The organism is Acetomicrobium hydrogeniformans ATCC BAA-1850 (assembly GCF_000160455.2).
Lineage (GTDB): Bacteria > Synergistota > Synergistia > Synergistales > Acetomicrobiaceae > Acetomicrobium > Acetomicrobium thermoterrenum.
Window position 1 is genome coordinate 959,117 of the sequence record NZ_ACJX03000001.1, and the last position, 24,170, is coordinate 983,286.

The following is a 24,170-nucleotide window of genomic DNA, read 5'->3' on the forward strand; positions in this document are numbered from 1 at the left end:
TTATATTATTTAAATAAAAGTAATAAATAGGAGGGGCATTGTAAAATGAGGATAAAAATTAATGACCAAAAACTAATTAGAAGCTGGCAAATTACAGAAAGGACCTCCAGAGGACCAAAGACATCGGCTATCCTGTCAGGCATATATGTAAAGGCATATAACAACAACGTTATCTTGATGGCGACGGACCTCAAGACATCCATAAAATGTTTAATACACGATGTCACAATTGAGGAAGAAGGAGAATCCATATTTCCAACCAAGGGAGTAGGGGAGATATTAAAAAAGCTATCCCACGGCTTTACTATAGAAGCCACTAACACAAAAGTAACGATCAGGCACGAGAAAAACCAATTCAACTTCACAACCTATCCTACAGAGGAATTCCCAAAGCTACCCTCTTCGGAATCGGCAAAGCTGGCCTGCCGTATAAAATCGAAAGATCTATCCAGATCGATAAGGGAAGGTTCTTTTACGGGTTCAACTAATGAAGAATTTCCTCAATACCTATCAAGTGCATTAATTGAATTTAAAAGGAACTCCCTCAAGCTAATTGCCACCGATGGCAAAAGACTCTCCCTTTCGGAAGCGGATCTGATGGAAGGATCGACTGAGGAAGATAGTATCCTAATACCCATCAGAGGGATAAATGAGCTTGAGAGGATACTTTCGACACTGGATGAAGATAGTCTTATAGAGATATTATACGATGACTCCCAATGTTATTTCAGAGGCGATGATATAGAGCTTTCCATTAGAAGGGTTGAATCTCTTTTTCCCCCTTACGATAGAATTATATCCTCCGACAGGACTACATGGATGACGATCGATCGTCAGGCGTTGATTGATGCACTTGAGAAAGTAGAGGTAATAGTGAGAGATTTTAATAAAGTTATAATAATGGACTTAAAGCCTGCCGGAAATTTGTCAATATCTGCCTTTGCTAAAAACGTTGGAGAGGGCTTCGTCGAAATGGCTGCCGAGGTGGATGGAGAACCTCTGAAAGTGGGTTTTAACGTCGCCTATTTATTGCAGGGATTAAAGGCCATAGGGGATTCATCGGTAAGGATGAGTTTTAATGGTCCTCACGGGCAAATGAGGTTGCAAAAAATAAGCAGCGATAATTTCCTTTACATTCTAATGCCTGTAGTGTTGCCCGAAGAGCTGTTAGGCGAGGAAGAAGAGGCAGATGTGGTTTAGCCAAACCTATTGGCTGAATTATAAAAATTTAAAACCAGTGCGAATATCCTGGCATAAAGGCTTAAATGTCGTCGTAGGACCTAATGCATCGGGAAAGACTAACACGCTTGAGGCTTTGTCCATGCTTTGCGGTTGGGGTCAGGTTCAGCGGGGAAAGCTAAGGGATCTCGTAAATTGGGATAGCCCCGGCCAGGCAAGGCTTTATTCGCAATTTAACGGAGAAGAGAACATATCCGTAGTGGTCTCGATACAGGACAAACGAACAATATCGGTTGCAGGAAAACAATGCAGCGCTTCGACGTTAAGGCTTCATGTTCCCTGTCTGTCCTTTTGGAGTGACGACGTTCGGTTGATAGAAGGATCTCCTGCGATCAGAAGGAATTTCTTAAATCACCTCTGTGCTACTATAGTTCCGCTGTATGCCAGGAGATTATATGACTACAGAAAGCTCCTGCGCCATAAAAATTATATTCTACGGGCGGGCAGATACGACGATGCCGTGATTAAAGCTATGGCACCCGTAGCTGCGTGGCTTTGGTCTTACAGGAGAAGCATTGTGGACCTGTTAAAGGTGGGACTTAAAGAGGTATCGTCCCATTTGGTCGAGTTCGACTTTGAGGTCGACATCGAAGAGGGAAACAAGGATTACTATGAAGACCCCTTAGAAGCTTTTTATAAATCCCTTGCCTTCTTTAAAAAAGAAGAAATTGCCCGAAAAGTTTCCTTGGTGGGACCCCATAGAGACGATTTGAGAATAACGGTAAAGGGAAGGCCTGCATTTCAGGCCTTAAGCAGAGGGCAGAGAAGAAAACTTGCCGTTGCTTTTATGATGGCATCAGCAAAGGTCGTCGAGTATAAGCTGAAAAGAAGTCCTATAATATTATTGGACGAGGTGACGGCCGAGCTGGATCGGGAAGGTAAAGAGCAGTTGATAAAGGCGCTTTTTGAGAGCAACTGGCAAGTTATAACTGCCACGGCCGATGAACAGTTAGGCTATATTGAGGATTTTCCGGCAAAGGTTTGGCATATATGTCGAGGAGGTTTATCCGCATAGATGATATATAAAGACGAAAGGAATTTCGATGTTATAGTGGTGGGAGCAGGACATGCCGGATGTGAGGCCGCTTTAGTTTCGGCGAGGATGGGGGCGCGAACCCTCCTTCTTAATTTGTATCTGGATAATATTGCATTGATGCCCTGTAATCCCTCGATAGGCGGTCCGGCCAAAGGGCATATTACGAGAGAGATAGACGCCTTGGGCGGAGAACAGGCAAAGGCAGCCGATGCCTCTACCATTCATATAAGATGGCTGAATACTTCAAAAGGGCCTGCTGTCAGGGCGCTTAGGGTACAGTGCGATTTGTCGGATTACCATAAATACATGAGAAATACTTTGGAGACTACAATTAACCTTTATGTCCACCAAGCTCTGGTAACGGACCTTTGGGTCGAGAAGGGAAGGGTTAGAGGAGTAAAGACATGGTTGGGAGAGGAGTATTATTCTCCTTGCGTGATAATAACCACGGGTCCTTATACGAATGGCAGGGTATTTATAGGTTCGCACAGCTTTCCATCGGGGCCACTGGGCCAGATGGCCTCTTTAGAGTTATCAAACTCTTTAAAACGAATAGGTTTCATAACGGGAAGATTAAGAACTGATACCACGCCAAGACTTCATGCTGATACTATTAATTTTACTTCTTTGACTAAACAGGATTCTGCAGATGAACCATTATGTTTCAGCCACTGGGGGATACCGCGGATCTATAGCGGCTATTCCTGTTATTTGACGAGGTCGACGGCAAAGACGCATGAGATAATAAAGTCCTCTCTTACCCGTTCCCCAATGGCAAAGGGAGAGATAAACAGTCCCGGGCCCAGATACTGTCCTTCTATTGAAGATAAGGTCATGAGGTTTCCTGAGAAGGAATCTCATCCCATATTTTTGGAGCCCACCTGCCGTCATTCGAAGGAAATTTATATGCAAAACTTCTCCACAAGCTTGCCCTATGATGTGCAGGTGGAAATGGTAAGAAGCGTTCCAGGATGTGAGAGGGCACACATATTGAGACCAGGATACGCCATCGAATACGATTATTTTCCTCCGACACAACTTTATCCCTGGCTAGAGACGAAATTGGTAGAGGGACTTTTCTTTGCAGGGCAAATAAACGGCACATCCGGTTATGAGGAGGCGGCAGCCCAGGGATTGATGGCGGGCATTAATGCCGTATTGAAGTTACGAAAAGAAGATCCCATAGTACTAGGCAGAGATGAAGCTTACATAGGTGTACTCATCGACGATCTCGTGACTAAGGGGACGGAAGAGCCCTACAGGATGCTCACGAGCAGATGTGAGTACAGGCTGCTGATGAGACACGACAATGCTGACAAGAGGCTTGCGCCTATAGGAAGAAGGCTTGGTCTTATAGACGACGAAAAATGGAGCCTCTTATTAAAGAAATGGAAGTCCATGGACGAGGAAATCGATCGCCTCAAGGGTACGAAGATTTATCCATCTTATGGGGTAAATACATTATTGTCTTCTTTAAATCAACCAAAGTTGGAAGAAACTGTAAGCGCTTACGATTTGCTCAAAAGGCCGGGAATTGACTACGATATTTTATATAAAATAGCTCCATTGGAAGAGAGTTTAAACGAAGAAATAAAATCCAGAATAGAGATCGAGGTTAAGTATTCTGGCTACATAGAAAGACAGACGAGCCTTGCTTCTAAATTGCAAAGGATAGAGCAATTACGCATACCTTTGGATTTAAATTACGACGAAATTAAAGGCCTTTCTTCCGAGGGAAGGGAGAAACTCAAAAAAATCCTGCCCGGCACTTTGGGGCAGGCAGGTAGAATATCGGGGGTAACACCTTCCGACCTTCAAATTTTGTGGATGTATTTGGAGATGAGGAGTAAAAATAAAGCGTCATGAGGAGGAAAATAAGAGAACCAAAACACATAGCCGAGGTCATTGATAAGGCTTCATCGGTAAACCTGAAGAATTTTCTGGAGTTTTATAAAGTAAGCAGTGCATGGCCTGAACTTGCAGGCAGAGTGTCGAGCAGGTCAAGACCTGTTAGTTTGTTAAAGGGAAAACTGAAGATTGTAGCCGATTCTCCATCTGTGGCTCAGGAGATCATGATGATGTCGGGGAGAATAATTTCCGAAGCCCTCTCCAAGGGCGTTAAGATCGAGTCGGTCTTGGTTAATATCGGTAGAGTGGAACCTATTGTCGGATCCCGATCTTTGAATGAAGGCAACCGTCACCGGTTTAAGCCGATTTTAAGGTGTTACTCGACAGATGATATCGAAAGGGTAAAAAGCAGATTCAATCAGAAAGGCCTGCCTAAAGATGTGTTAGATGGACTTTGCAGGCTATATATAGCTTATAACAGAAGGTTTAATTCCTTAAAATAATTTTAATAATATTAAGAAAAAGAGGTGGCGTTTTATGAAAAAAAGTCACTTATTTAATTTGATTAAAAAATTGACTTTTATTGCGGTTGTTATAATTCTTATCTTTCCCTCATACTTGACAAAAATATCAAATGCTGAGGAAATAGAAGATCTTTTTGTAATTTACGGCGAGAAAGAACGTGGAGAGGCTCAAGGTCTGATACTGCAGAAAAATTTATTGGAAAAGGCTCCGAAGAATATGTCACAATACGACATGTGGCATAGCCTTTTCGAGGAGGATGTAACGGAAGAGGAAAAGGCTGCTTTAGCTTTGAAGTTAATAGACGAGATTTATCCTCAGGGGAATCCGGCAAAATGGGACGAGATAGGGGGGCTGTGGATTCCACAGCTGGTTCCAAAACCGCTGGCAGCCTTTGATGCTCTTTATGTAGCAGTAGGATCGTTGCTGTCATTAAATAATGAGGGAGCTGCCTGGCTTGCCAGAAGCTTACTGCTTCAGCTTTATGAATCCAGAGGAGCCAGGATATACGGAATAAGGACTGCTCCAATAGAAGTCGTTGATATAATTGAAAAGCTGAAAGTGAGGGCACCCTTGCCGCCTATTGGGGGGTGGCCAAACCCTAAGGTCTTAGGGAGGCTTCCCTATGCGAGAAAAATATACGGATACATATCCGTCGATACCGCCCTTGTCCATGAAATGACCTTTCTCGATTCCCTTGGAAGGCCAAGAGGTGGATCCGGCGTTTATGCCTGGGATAGGGCGAGGGGTAGGATATACAACGTCAAAGGCGGGCGAAATGAGGACGAGATATGGCCAAATTTTTAAAGTATGTTAAAATAAAATTGTTTTTAAAAGACTATCGCCTATAGAAGGAGGGATTGGATATGAAATTTGAAACATTGATACAGTCAGGCGACTGGAAGGGTGAAAAACACGTTCCCGTTATCGAAGCTCCCGAAGAGGTGGCCTCGGGCGAAGCTTTTACCGTTACAGTGAGCGTCGGCAAGGAGATACCGCATCCCAATACTACAGAACATCATATAAGATGGATAAAGCTATTTTTTAAGGGAGAGGACGAGAAATTTCCCTTTGAAGTTGGTACATACGAGTTCAACGCCCACGGTGAGCACGTAAACGGCCCTAATACTGGCCCGGCCTATAGCGAGCCCTATGCGGTGGCAAAAATCAAACTCAACAAATCTGGCACGCTTTTGGCGATGTCTTATTGTAATATTCACGGGCTTTGGGAAAACTCCAAAGAGATAAAGGTTAAGTAGATATTAGCCATCACAATAATCAAAGTAAAACAAAAACCATCCCCCGGAATTTATCAGGGGATGGTTTTTGTTTATAAGATCTCTTGAAGCGTCCTTAGGTGATTGTTAACTACGCTTTTGTATTTAGAAGAAGCTTTTCCGTAATATCGGTCAAGGGCCTTATGTTCCGAGCCATAGGCTCTCGTATAGCGGGATAACAGCAGGGCTCCGGCAGCTATTCCAAGTTCCGGGTCATGCAGTAAGTTTTTCGATGTTATACCGTTGGCAGACAACAATCCTGCATGAATATTCCACATGACCTGCATCACGCCCACAGCCCCCTTTTTGCTCACCGCCTTGGGGTTAAAGTGACTTTCGGTATTGGCGACTGCCACCAACAGATCTTCCGAAATGCCATATTTTTTTCCATAGTGAACGAAAGCACAGGCTTCTCTCCACACGGTTTTTGAAGACAGCTTCGGGTTGGTCTTTTTTATGTGTATGGCCAGCTTGCCTACTTTCTCCTGTTCCTCAGGGGGCATTTCTTCCAGAAACCTGAGGGACGAATTGGGGTGTTCTTCTTGCCACCGAAGTACGTCTTTGGGGGTATTTCCCGTTGCAACTAGGGCTTTAATGACTTGTTCCTGAAGATTTAACGTTTTTTTTACAGGTTCGTTGTTTACCACACTATCGCTTCGTGTCGTTATGGATAAAAATATACTGAAAAATAGAAATATAGTTACTATCTTTATGATTCGAGAGCTGATATCCAGCGAATGTCTCAATATCATCACAACCTCCTTGAAAAATTGCACTTATGGCCACGGAAGAGAGAAATTTCCCTTTGGCCTGTCTTAAAAACACAATAGACCGCCCATGGGCGATCTATTGTATACAACAAAATAAGTGGATTATATTTGCAAATCTGATTTTACATGTTTTGCTGGATTTTGCCAACCCGACTTAATCTTTTTTACGTAGTTTCGGCAAACTTACAAGAAAGGTGGTCGGATTTACAGGCGATTTTAACTCTATGATTCCTCCGTGTCCTTCTATTATATTTTTCGCTATGGCAAGGCCAAGACCGTAGCCGGCTGATTTTTCTCTGTATCCTGTTTTAAAGGAGCCTCTCTTAAACCTCGCGAAGATATCTTCAGTCGTGTTCGACGGCACTCCTACGCCGTTGTCCGATATGCTCACATGCCAAAAATTTTTGTTCTCATCTAGGGATATACAGATAAGTCCTCCCTTTTGGTCCTTGAATTTTTGCTGTGTATATTTGACCGCGTTATCGATTATATTGCCCAGGGCTTTTTTTATAGCGTCGTAGGAGGCTTCTATAGGAGCGCGAGTGAAGGGCAAGTCCACCTTCCATTCTATATACCTGGCCTGGGGGTAGCCTTTATATTCACTCGCCAGATCTTTAAGCATTGAGACGATATCTACGGTCTCTCTTTCTCCCTTTGTTATTGTCATTTGTTGGCTTTCAAGTTTAGCGAGATACAGAAGGTCGTCTACCAACCTGGAGAGTCGATCCTCTTGTTCTGTGATTTTTTGCAACAACTTTTCACGTTCGGAGGCCTCCATATCGGGATTACATGCCAAGATTTCCGTTGCGGCCTTTATTACGGTGAGAGGGGTTTGAAACTCGTGGCTTGCATCGGCGATGAAGTTTCTTCTGGCGATTTCCATTTGCTTCTGATCGGTGATGTCTGTGATCAAGAAGAGATAACCTTTTTCTAGACGCTTTGCTTTACAATTTAAGTATCTTTTATTCTGATTGGTTACTTCAATGGTCGATTCCGCTTCGGATCTTTCTTTTAATTCGTCGTAAAGTTCTATCAGTTTGGGAAGGCCTATTACACCTATGAATAGTTTATTGATGTAATCTCCTTGAGCCATATCCAATATATCTATCGTGCTTTTGTTAAGATAGAGTATCTTGCCTTCGCTGTCTATCAGGATGACGCCTGCGGGGAGATAGTCTATCAATTGTTTTAGATTGTTTCTCTGTTGATTTAATAGTTTTAAAGTGTTTTGCAGATTTTCCGCCATCTCTCTCAAGCTCCTCGCTAAATTCGATATCTCTGGAGGGCCGATGAGAGAAAACCTGGCCTCTTTTCCCTCTGCGAGTTTTGATGCTACGCCGGACAATTCTTCCAAGGGGGTTAATATTTTTCTTATAATAAAATGGCTTAGTAAAACAGCAAAAAAAGAAAGGATCAACATCAGCAGGAAAAAGTATAAATTTAAGCCCCCTTTTACCGAGGTCAACAGATTCAATGATCGGGATAACACTATGATCAATTCTTCATCGCTCAAGGAAATTTTTTTCAACATGTGGGTCAAATAGGTTCTCTTTGCTTTATTATAAATACTGTCGAAGACCAGCGGTTCTTTTAAAGCTCTTTGAAAATCAGCGCTCCCCGATAAATATTCTATTTTTGCCTCTTCCGGCTTGCTATCCCATATTATTTTTCCAGTTAAATCGTAAAGAGATATTCTGTCTGAATGGGCAAAATTTTTTTGGGCTAAAAAACGGATGGCCTCCGATCGATTTAGCTTTGCAATTGCTTTCTCAATATTCTCTAGCGTGAGGCTCTGTTCTTCGAAGGCCTGATTTATCAATGAATTTTGAAATGCTTTAGAAGATAAATACCACGATGAGCATATTGTGAGTAAGACTAGAAAGACCGTGAAGAATACTATCTGCCCCTTAATGCTTTTCATCATTGATGTCACCGCCGAGCCTGTAGCCTCGATGTCTGACAGTTTCAATTAGGTTGAAGTTCAAGCCAGCCTTCTTGACCTTCGTCCTCAATCTGCTTATATGAACGTCTATGGTCCTGGTCTCTCCAAGATATGTCCCCCACACCTTCGCCAGCAGCTGTTCCCTCGAGACTATCTTTGGTGCATTTTTCATCAATATCTTTATCAGCTCAGTCTCTATGGGGGTTAGCACTATCTTTATATCCTCGTATGTCAGGATATCCGCATCAGCAATAAGTTCCAGCTTACCAAGCTTTATCGTTTCATTTTGAGGGGAAGCTGGATGGGCTCTGCGAAGGATGGTCTTAATCCTCGCGTGAAGTTCAGCCAGGGAAAAAGGTTTTTTTACGTAATCGTCGGCACCAAGCTCTAAACCTTCAATGACGTCTCTTTCGTCACGCCTTGCGGTCAAGATAATTATGGGTATATCCTTCGTTATGGGGTCTTTCTTAAGTCTCCTGCACACCTCCCAGCCGTCCATAATTGGCAACATGAGGTCTAATATGATCAAGTCCGGCAACGACTCGTAACAAATCTCCAAAGCTCTATCTCCGTCTGCGGCCTTTATTATTTCATATCCCTGCATTGAGAGGTATTGGCTTACGAGGGAAGCTATATTCTCTTCGTCTTCTACGAGAAGTATTTTTTCACCGCTCAAGAGTTTTCCTCCCTAGGCCTCCTTATTTGAGAGGCACTTATCTTTTTCCCGGTGACTATATAGATAACCCTTTCTGCTAAATTTGTAGCATGATCTCCGGCTCTTTCAAGCGTTCGGGCGACAAGAAGAAGCTCGGTTGCCTGTTGTATTACCTGCGGTCTTTCTATCATGATCAACAGAAGTTCGCGGAATATCTGGCGTTCAAGGTCGTCAACTTCATCGTCCATACGACATACATCCTCGGCCTTCTTCGTATCCTTTTCCATCAGGGCATCAAGGGCGAGAAAGACCATTTTACGTATGTCGCTTTCAATTCTGGGTATATCCAGGAGAGGTTTTATATGGGGTCTGTCGGAAAGCTTGATCGCCCTTTTTGCGATGCTTGCGCCGTAATCGCCTATACGCTCTAAGTCGACTGCCATATGCATTATTGCCGACACCGTCCTCAAGTCCTGTCCCAAGGGTTGAAATCTGGCCATAAACTTCAAACAGCTCATGTCAATATCCTCGGCCATATCGTCAAGATTTTTGTCACCCTCTATTACCGCCTTGGCCTTGTCTACGTCCTGTTCTTTTAAAGCAAGAACCGATTGAGATACGGCATCTATGGCCAGCTTGCCAAGTTTTAAGAGTTTTTCCTCCAGATTTTTTAATTCTAGGTCTATATGCTCTCTAATGTTAATATCCATCACTCCATCACCGACCTCTTATGTCAATTAAAATTTGGTTATATTTTATCCGAAACGACCCGTGATGTAATCGGCAGTGCGCTGGTCTTCGGGAGAGGTGAATATTTTTTCCGTAGGCCCCATTTCCACCAGTTCCCCCATCAGAAGAAATGCTGTCACGTCGGAAATCCTTGCAGCCTGTTGCATGTTGTGCGTCACGATCACTATCGTGAAATGGTTTTTCAAGTTTCTTATCAGCTGTTCAATGCGGGCAGTGGCCATAGGGTCTAACGCAGAAGTCGGTTCGTCCATTAAAAGCACCTCAGGGTTTACGGCAATAGCCCTTGCCACGCACAGACGCTGCTGTTGTCCTCCCGAAAGAGACAAAGCCGACCTGGTGAGTATATCCTTGACTTCATCCCAAAGGGCGGATGCTTTTAAACTGTTTTCTACAATTTCGTCCAACCTGCTTCTGTCGGTTACACCGTGGAGGCGAGGTCCGAAGGCCACATTGTCATAAATAGACATGGGGAAGGGGTTTGGTCTTTGAAAGACCATTCCCACCTTTTTGCGAAGCTCGATTAAATCCATGCCTGGAGAGTAAATATCGGTATCGTCCAGGTAAATCCTACCTTCGACTTTTGCGTTTGGCACGAAATCGTTCATCCTGTTGAGACATCTTAGCAGACTGCTTTTTCCGCACCCTGAGGGTCCAATGAGAGCCGTTACGCTTTTGTTAGGTATTTTCATGTTTATGTTTTTTAAAGCCATAACGCCTTCATAATAAAGAAACAAATTTTCGATTTTCACTTTCATGACGTCCCTCGTAATATCGCTCATATTAAAAACCTTCCTTATACTACATTAAGTAACGTCTACGGCTTAATCTGGCGCGCATTATAATGCCTACTAAAGTGATTCCCAAGACCAAAATGAGTAAGACCAAAATTGCGCCATATTGAAGCGGTCGTGTCTTGTCTATAGATGTGCCTGCAGTAGCTAAAACGTAAACATGAAAGGGAAGGGCCATGACTTCCTGAAACAGGCTTTTTGCAATTCCGGGCGTGAAAAAGGCTGCGCCTGTAAACATAATAGGCGCTGTTTCCCCTGCGACGCGGCCAACGGACAGTATGGCACCAGTGAGGATGGATGGCATAGCCGTAGGAACTACTACCTTGCTGATAGTCTGCCACTTGGAGGCACCAAGGGCATAAGATGCGTATCGAAGGCTTTGGGGGACGGCAAGGAGCGCCGTTTCGGCTGCGCCCACTATAAGCGGTAGGGCAATACAGCCCAAAGTGAGTCCTGCCGATAAGAGGGATGGATTGAACTTAAGCGTTATACAGAAAAAGGAAAGTCCGAAAAGACCATAGACTATTGAGGGAACTGCCGCCAAGCTCCTTATGGCCAGTCTCAATGTTGTTGTGAATATATCGTCTTTAGCGTACTCCGCTAAATATATGGCCGTACAAATTCCAACAGGAAGGGAAAAGGCAATGGAGACCAGTATTAGCTGTATGGTTCCCACGATCGGTGTTAATATACCGCCCTCCGTCATAGAATTTCTGGGCGGTTGTGTTAAAAATTCTATAGACAAGGCTCCGGCTCCCTGGACAATCACGAAACCTAAAATGCCGAATAAAATAAGTATCACAGCGAACATAGAGGCCCACAATATAAAGGTCAATGATTTGTCCTTTAACTTTCTTCCCATCAATGCAATTGCCACCTCCATCGCTTTTCTACCCAGATGGCTGCAAAATTAAGCGCCAGGGTCATTAACAATAAGAGCAATCCGGCAAAGAAAAGAGCATGATAATGAGGAGAACCGACTGGGGTTTCGCCCATTTCGGCAGCTATAGTAGACGTCAAAGGCCTTATGGGATCGAATAAACTCCTTGGGATGATGGCTGCCCCTCCTGCGGCCATTAAAACCACCATGGTTTCGCCAATTGCCCTCATCATACCAAGCAGGCAGGCCTGCATAATACCGGGCAATGCGGCGGGTAGGACCACTCTGGTGATCGTCTCCTGCCTTGTGGCTCCCAGGGCGAAGGACGCGTCCCTAATGTCGGAAGGTACGGAAGAAATCGCGTCGTCAGCCAGCGACCCAGTTATAGGTATGATTAGGATGCCCAAAAGTAGGGAGGCGTTGAAAAGGTTTAATCCGGAGACCAGCTCAAAGGTATTTTGAAGCCAGGGGGCCAAAAGGACCATTCCGACGAAACCCAGCACCACAGAAGGTAAAAAACCCAGCATTTCGAGCAGAGGTTTCATTATATTTCTTAAAGGGGACGGGCAAATTTCGGATAAGTATATGGCGACCAGAACGCTCAATGGAAGGGCGAAGAGGGACGACAGAATAGTTACGGCCAATGACCCCGCTATTAAAGGGAGCATTCCAAAATCCGGAGGAGAGTAAGTGGGATACCAATATAACCCGAATAGAAGCTCCTTGAGCGACGTCGATTTTAAAACCGGGATTCCTTCCTTTATCAAGAAAAACAAGATAAATATAAGGATAAAGATACCCACCATAGCTATGCCGCTTATAATGGTCCTGGCTATGAGATCCCGTTGCTTTATATCCCTCAAATCAGAACTTCCTCCTTTGGGATAACCGACTCGTGCTTCTATAAAGCTTCATGGAAGATTCATGCCTGTCCATACTTATAAAAACAATAACATTCACTAAGAGCTTATCATATTCTATGTAACAATATTTTTACAAAATTGTAAAACCAACGTTACTTTAAAAACAGTCTTTTTCGCGCCACGCCGCCATATAGTTTCAGCACGAACAGGAAATATCCGAAAAAGTTTGTTGTCTTGGCATTTTCGTCTTTAGGGTGTTAAATTTTGTTGGGTTCCTGTAATAAAACTGGAGGTGTTGATGTTGAAAGTTTACAAAAGCTCAGCGAGGCCAAGCGAGGTGAGCTCGCAGGCATTGGGTATTTTCGTCTTTGAAGGCAAAATTGAGGAGTCTTTGAAAGAGCTTGAAGGTTTGGGCAAGAGGGTCAAAAAGCAGGCGGAACATGAGCACTTTACCGGTAAGAAGGAAAGTATGCTCAAAGTCACTTTTCCCGAAGGCCCGATACCCAGGGTTTTTCTGGTGGGATTGGGACAAGAATCGAAGGCGAGGATAGACGATTACAGGGTTGCTGCTGCAATTATAACGAAGGCCGCTTTAGAATCACATGCCGGAGAACTGTATCTTTACTCTCCAAAAATTAACCCTCCCATTTCACAGGCCCTTGCCGAGGGGGCTTTGCTCGGCGCCTACAGGTTCGACCGATATAAAACCGATGGCCGAAAGGAGGAAGGCAAAAGGGGAATTGATGACCTCTATATAATAAATGGCGACGACGATGACATCGAAAGAGGCGTCCTTTTTGCCTGCGGACAGAATTATGCCAGGGATTTGGCGAACGAGCCTCCAAACCTTGTCAACCCAGCCACCTTGGCGAAGGCGGCCGTTGATTTGGCTGAGGATATGGGCTTGGAATGCGAGATATACGACGAAGTAGAGTTGGAACGCATGGGCATGAATGCCCTCCTTGCTGTCGGGAGGGGATCTGCTAATCCACCCAGGTTGATCCACCTGACGTACAAGCCGTCGTCCAGGCCTTTAAAGAAAATTGCCCTTGTCGGAAAGGGACTCACCTTCGATAGCGGCGGATTGGATATAAAAACCTCAGAGAATATGAGGACCATGAAGGGCGATAAAACGGGAGCATGTGTCGTCTTGGGAGCGATGAGAAGCCTTGTCAAGTTAGATTTGCCGATGGAAGTGCACGCCTTGATAGGAGCCGTTGAGAACATGCCGAGCGGTTCGTCATATAAACCCGATGATATAATCAAAACCTATACAGGAAAGACCATAGAGATCGATAACACCGACGCCGAAGGGCGGGTGACTATGGCAGATGTGTTGGGTTTTGCCTCGAAGTTAAATCCCTCTTGCATGGTCGATATTGCTACTCTTACGGGAGGTTGTGCCGTAGCCCTGGGTCCTTACAGGGCAGGAATATTTGCGAACGATCAAGCCCTTTGCAACGCATTGCTCGATGCGTCGTCTTTCACGGGAGAAATGCTCTGGCAGCTTCCTATGGACGACGAGCGCTTGAGAAAGCGCTTGGATTCGCCCTTTGCCGATGTGGCCAATTCAGCGGGAAGATATGGAAGCGCCATCACTGCTGCCATGTTTTTGAGAGAGTTTGTGCCCGAAGACATTCCCTGGGCCCATATCGATATAGCAGGCGTAAGTTACTATAAGGAGCCTTTCGGGTACTACTCCAGCGGAATATCGGGGTTCGGCACCAGAACGATATTGCAATGGCTTTACCGGTTGCAATAAAAAGCCCAAAGGCCCATGCAAAAGTTTGATGGTAAGGATCCCTTCTCCTTACGCTCCATAAAAATTCATTTTGAAGGAGCGCTTAATAACGCGTCGATACTTCCGCCGCCTTGTTTCTTACATGGATAAGCCTTCTGTCGGTTGGAGGATGCGAATTAAAGCCGCTGGGACTGGTCTCGTAACCTGCCTCTTTCATCTTTTCCAGTGCCCTAACCAAACCCCATGGATCGTAACCGGCCCTGGCGGCCAACTCTATGCCGTAGTCGTCTGCTTCCACTTCCTGCTCACGGCTAAAACCGGATTCTGCAAGGGCATAGCCAATGTCCAAAGGATCTATGCCCGAAGAACTTCCCACCTTGCGGAACAAGAGGCCCCATAAAATGCTTCGGGTGACCGTTCTGCCGTAGTGATTGAGTTTTATGTGTCCGATCTCGTGGGCCAGCACGCCCGCAAGCTCATCTTCGCTGTCCAGCAATTCGAGCATTCCCTTTGTCACCGTTATCGAATACTTATTCAGGGAAAAAGAGACCCAGGCGTTCGGCTCCTTTTGGTCGACGACAGCGATTGGAGCAGAAGGATCGATTCCGGCTGTTTTTGCCAATTTCGCCCAAACACTTTTTACCGAATCGGGTTCCAACGCAGCCAATGAAGCGTTAGCCGAAAGAAATATAATAATTACCGCCCCAACGAGGAAAAAGCGTGCAAATTTTTTCATTTTCATCACCCCCATCCATAGTGGGGTAAATTTCTAGATTTATTTTAATTCTCATTTCCAATATTAATTCTAATATTTTATACTGGAATTGAAAATGGGAATTTTTACGTAGGATGGAGGGATGAAGGCCTTTGATTCCCGGAGGTGGATCTGTTGATGTTAGGTGCAATTGTGGGAGATATAGTCGGATCGGTATATGAGTTTGATCCGGTAAAAGACGAAAAGGCGGTAATTTTCTTTAAAGAAGGCTGCACCTACACGGACGATACCGTTCTCACTGTAGCGGTGGCCGATTGTCTGTTGCATAGAGGGTCTTACGCCGATTATTATTTAAAATATGCCAGCCGATATCCAAATGCTGGCTATGGTCGAATGTTTAAACTTTGGTTGAAATTTAACGGACAGAGATCTATAAAAAGCCTTGGAAACGGTTCAGCGATGAGGGCAAGCCCCATAGGATGGGCATGTAACGAAGCGGAGGACCTTTTGAGGGAGGCCGAAAAAAGTGCCCTTCCCACGCATTCAGACCCGGAGGGTATAAAAGGCGCCCAGGCCGCGGCTTTGGCCGTGTTTTTAGCTCGAAAAGGTTATTTGAAGGAGCAGATAAAACGAGAAATAGAAAGCCGTTTTGGATACGACCTGTCGAGAGAACTCGAGGAAATACGTCCTTCCTACAACTTTGACGCCACCTGTCCCGGTTCCGTCCCAGAAGCGCTTATAGCTTTTTTGGAGTCCGATGATTTCGGAGACGCCTTGAGAAAAGCAATATCTTTGGGCGGTGACGCCGATACGCAGGCTGCCATAGCAGGAGCCGTGGCCCACGCATATTATGGAGGCATTCCCGGCGAAATGATCGAAAAGTCGAGGATGCTCCTGCCAAGCGAGTTTGTAAAGATAATTGATATATTCGTCGATACCTACGATGTCTTTTGATTTTGAAGTCATAGAAAAAATAAGGGTGCTGATTTGTTATCTGAGACCATAAAATAAGGACCGCGGATTTCTGCGGCCCTTATTTGGCATATCGGTGTAAGCCTTTTATAGGAGCCTTAGTCGACCAGCTTTAAAGGAACGGCAGCTTCCGGGGTGTTTACGTTAAACGTAAATGTTTCAGTATAATATAAGGATACTACTGTATCATTGTGCTCTTTATAACCGATCGAGATGTCCTGTCCCGATACGAGCTCGAAATCTCCGCCGCGAAGGGAGACAACTATTCCGTCGTTTATCTGGGAAGATAGGATTATCCTGCTGTCGCCAAGAATGTCGCTGATTTTCTTGTAAAGGGGATAGCCTTCTCCTGCGGAGAATATCCTGGTATAAAGGGCCGGGCTTGCAACAAGGGCGTAGGGTCCTTCGATGCCGTGTAAGGTAAAATGCGCCCTTACCTGTGCCAAGCTTGCTAGGAGCTCCGATGGGTCTTGAAGGGGCAGTTCCTGGACAAACTCTTTTGAGGCAGCGAAAATGCCTTCTATGCAGGCATCGTCCAAACCATAGAATACTGCTTTATCTTCGAAGGATGCTATCTTTCTGGCTGCTTCTTCGAGACTAGAGAGATCGGGAGATTTGGAGCCTCTGGCTATACTGTCTAATTCGCATAGGGATAGCTCGAAGGGCACGTAAGCTTCTACCAAAGGCAAACTCAGGCGCGTAGCATAGCAAACCTCTTTGGAGGCATCGCCCTTTTTAAGCTTTCCCGTCGGGTAGGCTGCATAGTCCCAACCGAGGGGGCCTATGAAATCCACAAACTTTCTTGCGGAGAGGTTCTGTTTTAATATCTCTTCCGATCTTTGGAGTATCTCTTCCCACGCAAGGTTATTTACGGGTGCGAGCTCTTTTTTTAAAAAATCCATCTGATTCATCCCTCCTTTACTTTTTAAGAGATCCGATGTTTAAGCTCGAAGGGGCTTTATCCTTCGAGGGTGTTTCGTTTGACGTCGCCGATTCTTCAATTTCCGTAATGGGCTCTTCGGTAAAAAGGTAGGTACGAAGAGCCTCGTCCCAACCCGGCATATTTCGCCTCAGCCATTCAAGAAGCATGGCTGCGTGTTCCATTTCTTCGTCGCGATTATGCTCTACTACTGCTTTAATCGCTGGATCCTTTGTGGCTGCAGCTCTGTCGTTGTACCACATGACTGCCTCTATCTCTTCTTTGAGGCTGGCCAGGGCTCTGTGAAAATCTCTATCCTGTGCAGTGAGCTCTTCTACCGGTTCATGATATTCGGCCATGGAAAATCCCTCCTTAATTTGATATGCTTTCGAAATTTATTATACTTCACAATTGGAGCTTAGGCAAAAGAACTTATTCTTTAGTACAATGAGATAGCTATCAAAGAATCAATATAAACGATCAGGGAGAGATATATAATGGAGAACAGGGAATTTCAAGTCGACGAAGCGACCGTCGATACTTCTTTAGATTGGTCGAGCCTCATTGCCTTGGCAGTTACTCTTTTAGTGTGGTCGTCGGCCTTCGCTGCGATAAAGGCAGCTCTAGAGCATTATACTCCTCTTCATCTCGCTGTCCTCCGTTTTATGATCTCTTCGCTAATATTGCTTCCCTTCGTATTTTTTAAGTTCGGTTTGCCCCAATTAAAGGATCTCTCATTCATATTTTTTCTGAGCGCTACGGGCATGCTCCTTTACCATATACCGCTTTGCATTGGAGAACAGACGGTTGCGGCGGGTTCGGCAAGTCTCTTGATCGCCACGGCTCCGGTTTTCACTGCCATATTGGCCGTTATCATCTTAAAGGAAAGGATGAACCCTTTGGGCTGGGCCGGCATTATCATAAGCTTTGCGGGAGCAGCCGTGATTTCACTTGGCGAAGGCGATTTTGGCCTGGAGTTGGGAGCTCTCTGGATTTCATGTGCGGCCTTTATGGAGTCCTTCTATTTCGTTTACCAGAAAAAGCTTTTACCTAAATATGGTGCCTTTCGTCTTACAACTTATGTAATAATGGCCGGAACTATCTTGATGATCCCCTTTGGAAAGGACCTTTTGAAGGCGGTTATAACGGCACCTCCATCTGCCACTATCACCGTCGTGTATCTCGCCATTTTCCCGACCTGCATCGGCTATGCGGGCTGGGCTTACGCCACTTCCAGAAATCCTGCCTCTCTGGTTGCCAGCAGTCTATTCCTGAATCCTGTAATGGCTATATTCATAGCTTGGATATGGCTGGACGAAATGCCCACTTTCATATCGATTATGGGTGGCGTAATCGCAATAGTTGGAGTTTGGATGTTGCAAAGATCTAGAAGGTCTGGTTCGATAGGGGATGTTTCTAAACGAAAAACCTAATACCCAATTAGATTAATATTATAAAATTTAGATAATATTTTGTTATTTATAAATTATAACATTGACATGATAAGTATTAGTATCAATGTAGAAGATATAAAGTGAGCACAAGAAGCATATGAAAATGAATTTTTAATGTATCAACCTATAATAGAGAGAAAGGCTATGGACCTTTATAGTAAAAATCCTGCTGAGGCGCAATCTTATTTGACGGATTACGTTAATGACAATATAAATAAGGTTGTTGATGTCTACCACACGATAGAGAAGACTTCTTTTCTATCGTGTAGTATTATAATCAAACAAGAGGTGTAAAAACATAACCAGATACAAAGTCCTTGTTACAGGAACAAGGGGAAAGAGCACTTTGGTAAGGTTAATGACGGCCGGGTTTAAGGCATTAGGTATCTCATGTTTTTCTCGTATTACCGGAGTCGTCCCGATGGAAATATCGCCCAGCGGTGTTCGGCAGATAGTCAGATCGAGAGAGGGGCATATCGAAGAGCTCCGGTGGTGGCTATCCCATGTGCCCGAAGATTCGGAAGCTATCGTCGTGGAAAACAGTGCTGTCTCCGCCGAGCTTCAGCCTCTGGCGGCAAAGTGGCTCAAGCCCAACCTAGTAATCTGGACCAACTTAAGGGAAGACCATCCAGAAGCTTGGGGTCCGACGAAAGAAGGTGCGATGCGGGCTTTGCTTTCTGGGATCCCGAAGGGCGTGCCTGTAGCATTGGGCCCTGACATGTATTTGGAAGAAAAATTGCTTGGGATTTTAAAACAAAATCGTAACGAGGTTTTTTTGACAGGAGATGCTGTAGATTTTGAGGAAGCAAATAAGGCTTTAGCTATAAATGCTCTAAAGACATACGGGCTTAATGTAACAGAGGAATCCCTGAGCAGTAATTTAACTGATGATCCAGGTAGATTTAGAGTTCTAAAGATGGGTAATGGTCTTCTGGCATGGGGTTTTTCGGCTAACGACGTAGAAAGCACCGTAAGCCTTCTTTTTTCCCTTAAATGGCAGAAAGAAGAGACTACTGTGCTTTTTAACAATCGTAGAGATAGGCCGGGAAGGCTGAAGGCGTTTGAACCATGGTTTAATAATGCTCGGTACAAAGGTATTTACATTTGCGGTTCCCATCCCCTTCGTCATGTAAAAGGTGCTAAATGGATTTATTTTAGGGATGTTAACGAGATCGTTTCTTTCGTGAGTGAAAGAGGTTTAGTTTTCGGTTGCGGTAATATAGCGGGGTTGCCCCTTCGAGAACTGCTCTCTTATGAAGAGGTGAATTAAATCTGCGACAGGATTTAATCATTATCGCTGTAAGTATAGCTTTAGGTTTGATATTTTATCGCAGGACAGGTGTAGCTACGGGAGGGATAATTTCGCCGGGCTTGCTGGCTTTGGGGCCATTTGCACCACGTACGTTTGCCTTCGTCATACTGAGTTCGCTTCTTGTACTCTCTTTACTGGAAGTCCTCGTCAGGGTTTTTGGCCTATACGGAAGGGAAAGGGTGTCCTTTGCTTTGCTCATCGCAGCATTGCTTGGCTTTTTCTCGAGCCCCCTTTTGCCATGGGTTGGATGGGTGGTCCCAGGCCTTATTGCTGCTGACATGCAGCGTCAAGGAGTCATTCCAACGACCTTGGCGCTATTTATCGTCACCGGATTATCTGTTTTAATGGGGAATTTGGTATATGAGATATTTTAACGCCTTCGTGCGTGGCATATTTTCGATGATCCTGGGAAAGGACACAACATTATCGCGAAGGTGTAATCTGTATCTTTTCATGCTTGCCGCCGTTTTATCTTTATTGATATGGTCCTGGCCTTCAGGAACTCTCACTGTCGAGGAGGAAAGGGTTTGGGATCGGATCAGAGAAGCTCAATTTTATCTTTACAGTTTAAAAACGCAAAGTGAAGGAGTTGCTCCCTCTCAAAGCTTGGATCCTTGGCAAAGCGGTCTTATCGGGACCGAATGGAGCATCATAACTACCACAGTGGGCTCTTTGGCGTCCAAACAGATTTCATGTAATCCCCTCTGGGGCGCGATCTTTCTGCGTTGGTTCGATAAGGCGGGACTAAAGCGAGGAGACAGGATTGCAATCTTAAGCTCAGGTTCTTTTCCAGGTTTTTTGATATCTTCCCTGGTCGCCGCGGAGGAAAGGGGGTTAGATGTGCTGCTTGTTGTCTCGCTGGGCGCATCTTCCTATGGCGCTAACGATCCGAATTTTCCTATCCCGATAATTCTAAGGGAACTGAGAAGGGCAGGATTTATCTCTACGAAGGCGGCTTTTTATACCTTTGGCGGAGACTACGAAATAGGAGCAGGCATTCCTCCGGATGGACTTGAAATATTGTCGCAATCTGCGATATCGGACGATGTACCGCTTTTACAAGCGAAGTCATTGCAAGAAGTGATTGATGCAAAGGTAGGACGTTTAGATATATTTAAACCTGCTTTGGTGGTGCAAATTGGCGGATCTCATGCAAATATGGGAACCGATGATGCTGTATTGTCGTTACCACCAGGTTTTTTGGATTCAAGATATGCCGAACGCGCCGGCAATGGGGTTATAGGATTGGTCCTTAAAAGAGGAATACCGGTTATACATATACTTAACGTCAAAAGTTTATGCCGGATGACCGGCGTTTCCGAAGGGGTAGAAGTTGCAAAGAAAGGACCAAAGCCCTTCAAATTTTCAAGGGCCTTTTTAGGCCTACTATTTTTTGCCGTCTTTTTGTATAAGTATGAGCGATGGGCCTTTGAGTAAAAGTGTAAGTATCCTCTTTTTAAATGATATACATAGCAGCTTAATATAACAATGAACTCGCCTTAATTCCTTTTTATATCAGGATAAAAATATATTTTTTTGATATTCGTGATACAATTAATCTTAACCTCTAAGTTCCTCTTTATTAAAAGATGTTGCGGAGGTGATTCGGAAGCGGGAGCTTCAAGGGGGTGTTTTGATTGAATGATGAAAGATTTGATCGACTGGCCGGTGAGCTTTTGAGGCTCATAGAAATTCCAAGTCCGAGCGGAAACGAAGGACCTATCCTGGAATACCTCGAAAAAAGGCTGCAGTTTCTTGACCTTCCTTCAAAAAGGCAAATGATAACCGAAAATATGGGAAATTTAGTCTTTAACCCGGGTTCTAAGGTGTTGTTCGATCTTCATGTAGACACCGTTCCTGAAATCATGGAAGGTATTAAGTGTAGCCCGTATCTGGACGGAGATTTGGTTTACGGCAGAGGGGCATCCGACATAAAAGGGTCAATAGCATCGCTCATAATTGCCCTGGAAGACTATGCACAGATAACCAAAGGGGATGTTGACTTTCCTGCGAGCATAGTTTTTACCGTGGACGAAGAACAGGGCGGCAGAGGAGCCTGCGAAGCAGTGAACCTAAAGCCGGAAGAGGTCATCGTCTTTGAACCGACGGAGCTTGATATATGCACAATGGAAGCAGGAGCCATAGGAGTCAGACTGAATTTTTCAGGTAGGCCCGCCCATGGAAGCGATTTCGAGGCGGGAGAAAACGCCATTACAAAGGCCATCGAATTTTTGTCCAAATTGAAGGAATTACCCTTTCTCGAAGGGGAGCATCCTCGCATTGGTGAGGCCGGATTCAACGTGCAGGCTCTGTTTGGCGGCTCTGCCGACGAACTGGTCATTCCAAGCCGAAGCGAGATGTACGTCGATTTCAGGTTATTGCCCGAGGTAGATCACAGAGAGGCAGAGATTCAGTTAAGGCAGTTCTTTGAGGAGAATGGGGTCGACTACGAGATCGACGATGTCTCGCCTTCCTTTCGGTTGGACGATGAAGTTCCAATCGCCAGGAAACTTAAGGAAGTTGCTTCAGCAAAGTTAGGCCTGAGCTTGCAGACGGGAGCTTTTAAAAGTTGGAGCGATGCAGAGCCCTACGTTACGGCGGGCATCCCCGCGATAGTTTTTGGTCCAGGAAAGCTCTCCATATCCCATACGCCCTTTGAACACATCTCCTTGGGGGAAATGGATGTTGCAAGCAGGATTTTGACGGCCTTTTTGGTTTCCCTTACAGATATCTCGAGGGATGAATTGAATATTTCAAGGGTTCGCTGAACATTTAAAAATAAAGGCTGTTTTAGGTTTAACCTAAAACAGCCAATGTTAACTTAAAAAGCATCCCTTCAAAGATTTTTTATAAACCTTATCCATTTTCCTCTTTTTTCTTTTTCCTCGAAACCCTGGCTTTTGTAAAAATTTTGGGCGTGGAAATTCTTTTCGCCCGCCCACAGCTCTATCATCTTGACGCCTCTTTTAGCCAATAAGTCCACGGCCTTTTCCAGTAGCAGTTTCCCGATCCTTTTGCCCTGGTAATTGGGGTCGACCAGGATTTCATGTATTTCTCCCACGATATGGCTCTCCGGGGAAAGCCATTTGTGGTCTATGGAGACGAAACCTACGATTCGCGATCCGTCAAAGGCGACCAAAAAACCGCCATCGGCTCGCCTGTAAAGCCATCCGAGATATCTTTTGATCGTCTCGATTTCGGTGTCAGCGTACTCCTCTAAGCCTTTGTAAGCACGTCTGTAGAGGTCAACGATCTCCGATTCGTAGTCGGCGGGGTTCACGCTCTTTATTTCGATAGTACCTGAGGCCTCTCCCTGTTCAAAACCCCATGGCTCACCACCTCCTTCCCTAAAGAAATTCATGTAAAGGCGCTATCTTTCCCTTGGGGGTAACATACCTTACCTCGCATTCGAGCCAAAAACCAGTCCTTTTGTGGACTGTCTCTCTAATCATGGAAATCAGCTCAAGGGCGTCTTTGGAGCGCCCGCCTCCGACATTAACTATAAAGTTGGCATGCATTGTGCTGACCATGAGCCCCCCCACGCGAAGTCCCTTCAAGCCCGCCTCTTCTATTATCTTGCCCGGCGGGCCGCATACTTCGTATATTTCCGCATTGTTCGTGAAGACGGAGCCGCAACTTGGAAGTTTAAGGGGAAATTTGCATTTTCGCTCGGCAAGTATGTCTAAAATGCGCCTTTTGATGTTTTTGGGGTCATCGCCTATGCCCTCGATGCAGGCCTTGAGGATTACATAATTTTTTCTTTGAAAAAGAGAGCTGCGATAAGAAAATTCGCACTTATCGCGAGATATCTCGATAAGATTTGTATCTTCGTCCAAAGCCAAAACGCTTTTTACATTATCGCCGATTGAACGCCTCAAGCTGCCTCCGTTCATGTAGATAAGCCCGCCCAAGGTACCAGGTATTCCGCTGACGTGCTCAAGTCCCGAGATGCCTTTTGAGGCGGCGATCTTTGCCAAGCGAGGAGTCCACATGCCGGCATCGGCGACAATACTTGTGCCGCTTGTCCGAACACTTGCGAAGGCTTTGCCGAATTTTGCCACTATGCCACGCAGGCCTTCGTCGGGAAAAAGTATATTGCTTCCCCTTCCGATGACGATAAAGGGGATGTCCCACTCCTTGGCGAAGACGATCAACTTCTGCAGGGAGGGTATGTCGCTCACATTTACCAACACATCGGCAGGTCCGCCGATCTTCCAGCTCGAGTGGAGGGCCAGCGGCTCGTCTTTTTTTAGGTCCTTTATGCCTATTTCTCTCAGTCTGTTGGCCAATATTTCAAGTTTCAATTCTATCCCTCATGTCTGCTTTGTATGTGAGATGCTCGACATTTCGTCTCGTAATAGGATATCAAACTTTCGTCATATTTCTAGGGGGAACTTCACGAAAAAGCTTCTTCCCAGAGCGCGATTTATCCTCAGATTTATCCTCATTAATATAATACAATATACAGATAATTTACTTTTAAA

25 protein-coding genes are annotated in these 24,170 nt (G+C 45.0%); 13 read left to right on the forward strand and 12 right to left on the reverse strand.

Annotated features, from left to right (window positions below; all coding sequences use genetic code 11):
* Window positions 1–45 precede the first annotated feature (45 nt).
* Genes dnaN through HMPREF1705_RS04665 form a run of 6 tightly spaced genes read left to right on the forward strand, consistent with a single transcriptional unit; the run spans window position 46 to window position 5,904 of the window.
* Complete coding sequence (gene dnaN, locus HMPREF1705_RS04640; protein ID WP_009202050.1) at window positions 46–1,200, forward strand: DNA polymerase III subunit beta; 1,155 nt, start codon at window positions 46–48, stop codon at window positions 1,198–1,200.
* A complete protein-coding gene (gene recF, locus HMPREF1705_RS04645; protein ID WP_009202049.1) occupies window positions 1,190–2,254 on the forward strand; it encodes a DNA replication/repair protein RecF in 1,065 nt (354 codons plus the stop codon). Before dnaN ends, recF begins: the two co-directional genes overlap by 11 nt.
* The gene (gene mnmG, locus HMPREF1705_RS04650) at window positions 2,255–4,141 is read left to right on the forward strand and encodes a tRNA uridine-5-carboxymethylaminomethyl(34) synthesis enzyme MnmG (RefSeq protein WP_009202048.1); all 1,887 of its coding nucleotides are present in this window, start codon (window positions 2,255–2,257) and stop codon (window positions 4,139–4,141) included.
* Window positions 4,138–4,626, forward strand: a complete 489-nt coding sequence (locus HMPREF1705_RS04655; RefSeq protein WP_009202047.1) for a DciA family protein — start codon at window positions 4,138–4,140, stop codon at window positions 4,624–4,626. Before mnmG ends, HMPREF1705_RS04655 begins: the two co-directional genes overlap by 4 nt.
* A 34-nt stretch (window positions 4,627–4,660) precedes the next feature.
* The gene (locus tag HMPREF1705_RS04660) at window positions 4,661–5,452 is read left to right on the forward strand and encodes a hypothetical protein (RefSeq protein WP_009202046.1); all 792 of its coding nucleotides are present in this window, start codon (window positions 4,661–4,663) and stop codon (window positions 5,450–5,452) included.
* Window positions 5,453–5,511: 59 nt separating this feature from the next.
* Complete coding sequence (locus HMPREF1705_RS04665) at window positions 5,512–5,904, forward strand: class II SORL domain-containing protein (RefSeq protein ID WP_009202045.1); 393 nt, start codon at window positions 5,512–5,514, stop codon at window positions 5,902–5,904.
* 71 nt (window positions 5,905–5,975) lie between these two features.
* Here the strand turns inward: HMPREF1705_RS04665 and HMPREF1705_RS04670 are convergent, their stop codons facing one another.
* From HMPREF1705_RS04670 to pstC, 7 genes are all read right to left on the reverse strand, one after another.
* Window positions 5,976–6,674, reverse strand: a complete 699-nt coding sequence (locus tag HMPREF1705_RS04670; RefSeq protein ID WP_040348746.1) for a transglycosylase SLT domain-containing protein — start codon at window positions 6,672–6,674, stop codon at window positions 5,976–5,978.
* A 172-nt stretch (window positions 6,675–6,846) separates the two neighbouring features.
* A complete protein-coding gene (locus tag HMPREF1705_RS04675) occupies window positions 6,847–8,616 on the reverse strand; it encodes a sensor histidine kinase (protein ID WP_009202042.1) in 1,770 nt (589 codons plus the stop codon).
* Window positions 8,600–9,310, reverse strand: coding sequence for a response regulator transcription factor (locus tag HMPREF1705_RS04680; RefSeq protein WP_009202041.1), 711 nt, complete (start codon window positions 9,308–9,310; stop codon window positions 8,600–8,602). The genes HMPREF1705_RS04675 and HMPREF1705_RS04680 overlap by 17 nt, the downstream gene beginning before the upstream one ends.
* A complete protein-coding gene (gene phoU / locus HMPREF1705_RS04685; protein WP_009202040.1) occupies window positions 9,307–9,999 on the reverse strand; it encodes a phosphate signaling complex protein PhoU in 693 nt (230 codons plus the stop codon). Before phoU ends, HMPREF1705_RS04680 begins: the two co-directional genes overlap by 4 nt.
* A gap of 45 nt (window positions 10,000–10,044) precedes the next feature.
* Window positions 10,045–10,818 carry a phosphate ABC transporter ATP-binding protein PstB gene (gene pstB, locus HMPREF1705_RS04690; RefSeq protein WP_009202039.1) on the reverse strand — a complete coding sequence of 258 codons (774 nt, stop codon included), beginning with the start codon at window positions 10,816–10,818 and terminating at the stop codon, window positions 10,045–10,047.
* Window positions 10,819–10,837: 19 nt separating this feature from the next.
* On the reverse strand, window positions 10,838–11,692 hold the full coding sequence (gene pstA / locus HMPREF1705_RS04695) for a phosphate ABC transporter permease PstA (RefSeq protein WP_040348884.1): 855 nt from the start codon (window positions 11,690–11,692) through the stop codon (window positions 10,838–10,840).
* Entirely contained in the window at window positions 11,692–12,573 is an 882-nt protein-coding gene (pstC, locus tag HMPREF1705_RS04700; protein WP_009202037.1) for a phosphate ABC transporter permease subunit PstC, read from the reverse strand. The genes pstA and pstC overlap by 1 nt, the downstream gene beginning before the upstream one ends.
* Window positions 12,574–12,871: 298 nt before the next feature.
* Here pstC and HMPREF1705_RS04705 point away from each other — a divergent pair, with 298 nt between their 5' ends.
* Entirely contained in the window at window positions 12,872–14,335 is a 1,464-nt protein-coding gene (locus HMPREF1705_RS04705) for a leucyl aminopeptidase (protein ID WP_009202036.1), read from the forward strand.
* 82 nt (window positions 14,336–14,417) lie between these two features.
* Here the strand turns inward: HMPREF1705_RS04705 and HMPREF1705_RS04710 are convergent, their stop codons facing one another.
* A complete protein-coding gene (locus HMPREF1705_RS04710) occupies window positions 14,418–15,050 on the reverse strand; it encodes a M48 family metallopeptidase (protein WP_040348744.1) in 633 nt (210 codons plus the stop codon).
* Window positions 15,051–15,206: 156 nt separating this feature from the next.
* On the opposite strand from HMPREF1705_RS04710, the gene HMPREF1705_RS04715 reads away from it, so the two are divergent.
* Window positions 15,207–15,983, forward strand: a complete 777-nt coding sequence (locus HMPREF1705_RS04715; RefSeq protein WP_009202034.1) for an ADP-ribosylglycohydrolase family protein — start codon at window positions 15,207–15,209, stop codon at window positions 15,981–15,983.
* A 116-nt stretch (window positions 15,984–16,099) separates the two neighbouring features.
* On the opposite strand, the gene HMPREF1705_RS04720 is transcribed toward HMPREF1705_RS04715, so the two are convergent.
* Entirely contained in the window at window positions 16,100–16,903 is an 804-nt protein-coding gene (locus HMPREF1705_RS04720) for a family 1 encapsulin nanocompartment shell protein (RefSeq protein WP_040348743.1), read from the reverse strand.
* Between the two features lie 16 nt (window positions 16,904–16,919).
* The gene (locus HMPREF1705_RS04725) at window positions 16,920–17,279 is read right to left on the reverse strand and encodes an encapsulin-associated ferritin-like protein (RefSeq protein WP_009202032.1); all 360 of its coding nucleotides are present in this window, start codon (window positions 17,277–17,279) and stop codon (window positions 16,920–16,922) included.
* Window positions 17,280–17,417: 138 nt separating this feature from the next.
* On the opposite strand from HMPREF1705_RS04725, the gene HMPREF1705_RS04730 reads away from it, so the two are divergent.
* The 5 genes from HMPREF1705_RS04730 (at window position 17,418) to HMPREF1705_RS04750 (ending at window position 22,454) form a co-directional block, all read left to right on the forward strand.
* Window positions 17,418–18,353 (forward strand): DMT family transporter, encoded by a 936-nt coding sequence (locus tag HMPREF1705_RS04730; protein ID WP_009202031.1) that lies wholly within the window; start codon window positions 17,418–17,420, stop codon window positions 18,351–18,353.
* A gap of 319 nt (window positions 18,354–18,672) precedes the next feature.
* Window positions 18,673–19,644: a Mur ligase family protein gene (locus tag HMPREF1705_RS04735; RefSeq protein WP_040348741.1), complete on the forward strand. Its 972-nt coding sequence runs from the start codon at window positions 18,673–18,675 to the stop codon at window positions 19,642–19,644.
* A gap of 35 nt (window positions 19,645–19,679) precedes the next feature.
* Window positions 19,680–20,060 (forward strand): poly-gamma-glutamate biosynthesis protein PgsC/CapC, encoded by a 381-nt coding sequence (locus HMPREF1705_RS04740; protein WP_262349491.1) that lies wholly within the window; start codon window positions 19,680–19,682, stop codon window positions 20,058–20,060.
* The gene (gene pgsW / locus HMPREF1705_RS04745; RefSeq protein ID WP_009202027.1) at window positions 20,047–21,123 is read left to right on the forward strand and encodes a poly-gamma-glutamate system protein; all 1,077 of its coding nucleotides are present in this window, start codon (window positions 20,047–20,049) and stop codon (window positions 21,121–21,123) included. Before HMPREF1705_RS04740 ends, pgsW begins: the two co-directional genes overlap by 14 nt.
* A 200-nt stretch (window positions 21,124–21,323) precedes the next feature.
* Complete coding sequence (locus HMPREF1705_RS04750) at window positions 21,324–22,454, forward strand: M20/M25/M40 family metallo-hydrolase (RefSeq protein WP_009202026.1); 1,131 nt, start codon at window positions 21,324–21,326, stop codon at window positions 22,452–22,454.
* 68 nt (window positions 22,455–22,522) lie between these two features.
* On the opposite strand, the gene HMPREF1705_RS04755 is transcribed toward HMPREF1705_RS04750, so the two are convergent.
* Both HMPREF1705_RS04755 and murB read right to left on the reverse strand, forming a co-directional pair.
* A complete protein-coding gene (locus HMPREF1705_RS04755; protein ID WP_009202025.1) occupies window positions 22,523–23,047 on the reverse strand; it encodes a GNAT family N-acetyltransferase in 525 nt (174 codons plus the stop codon).
* A complete protein-coding gene (gene murB, locus HMPREF1705_RS04760) occupies window positions 23,034–23,990 on the reverse strand; it encodes a UDP-N-acetylmuramate dehydrogenase (RefSeq protein WP_009202024.1) in 957 nt (318 codons plus the stop codon). Before murB ends, HMPREF1705_RS04755 begins: the two co-directional genes overlap by 14 nt.
* Between the last annotated feature and the right edge of the window lie 180 nt (window positions 23,991–24,170).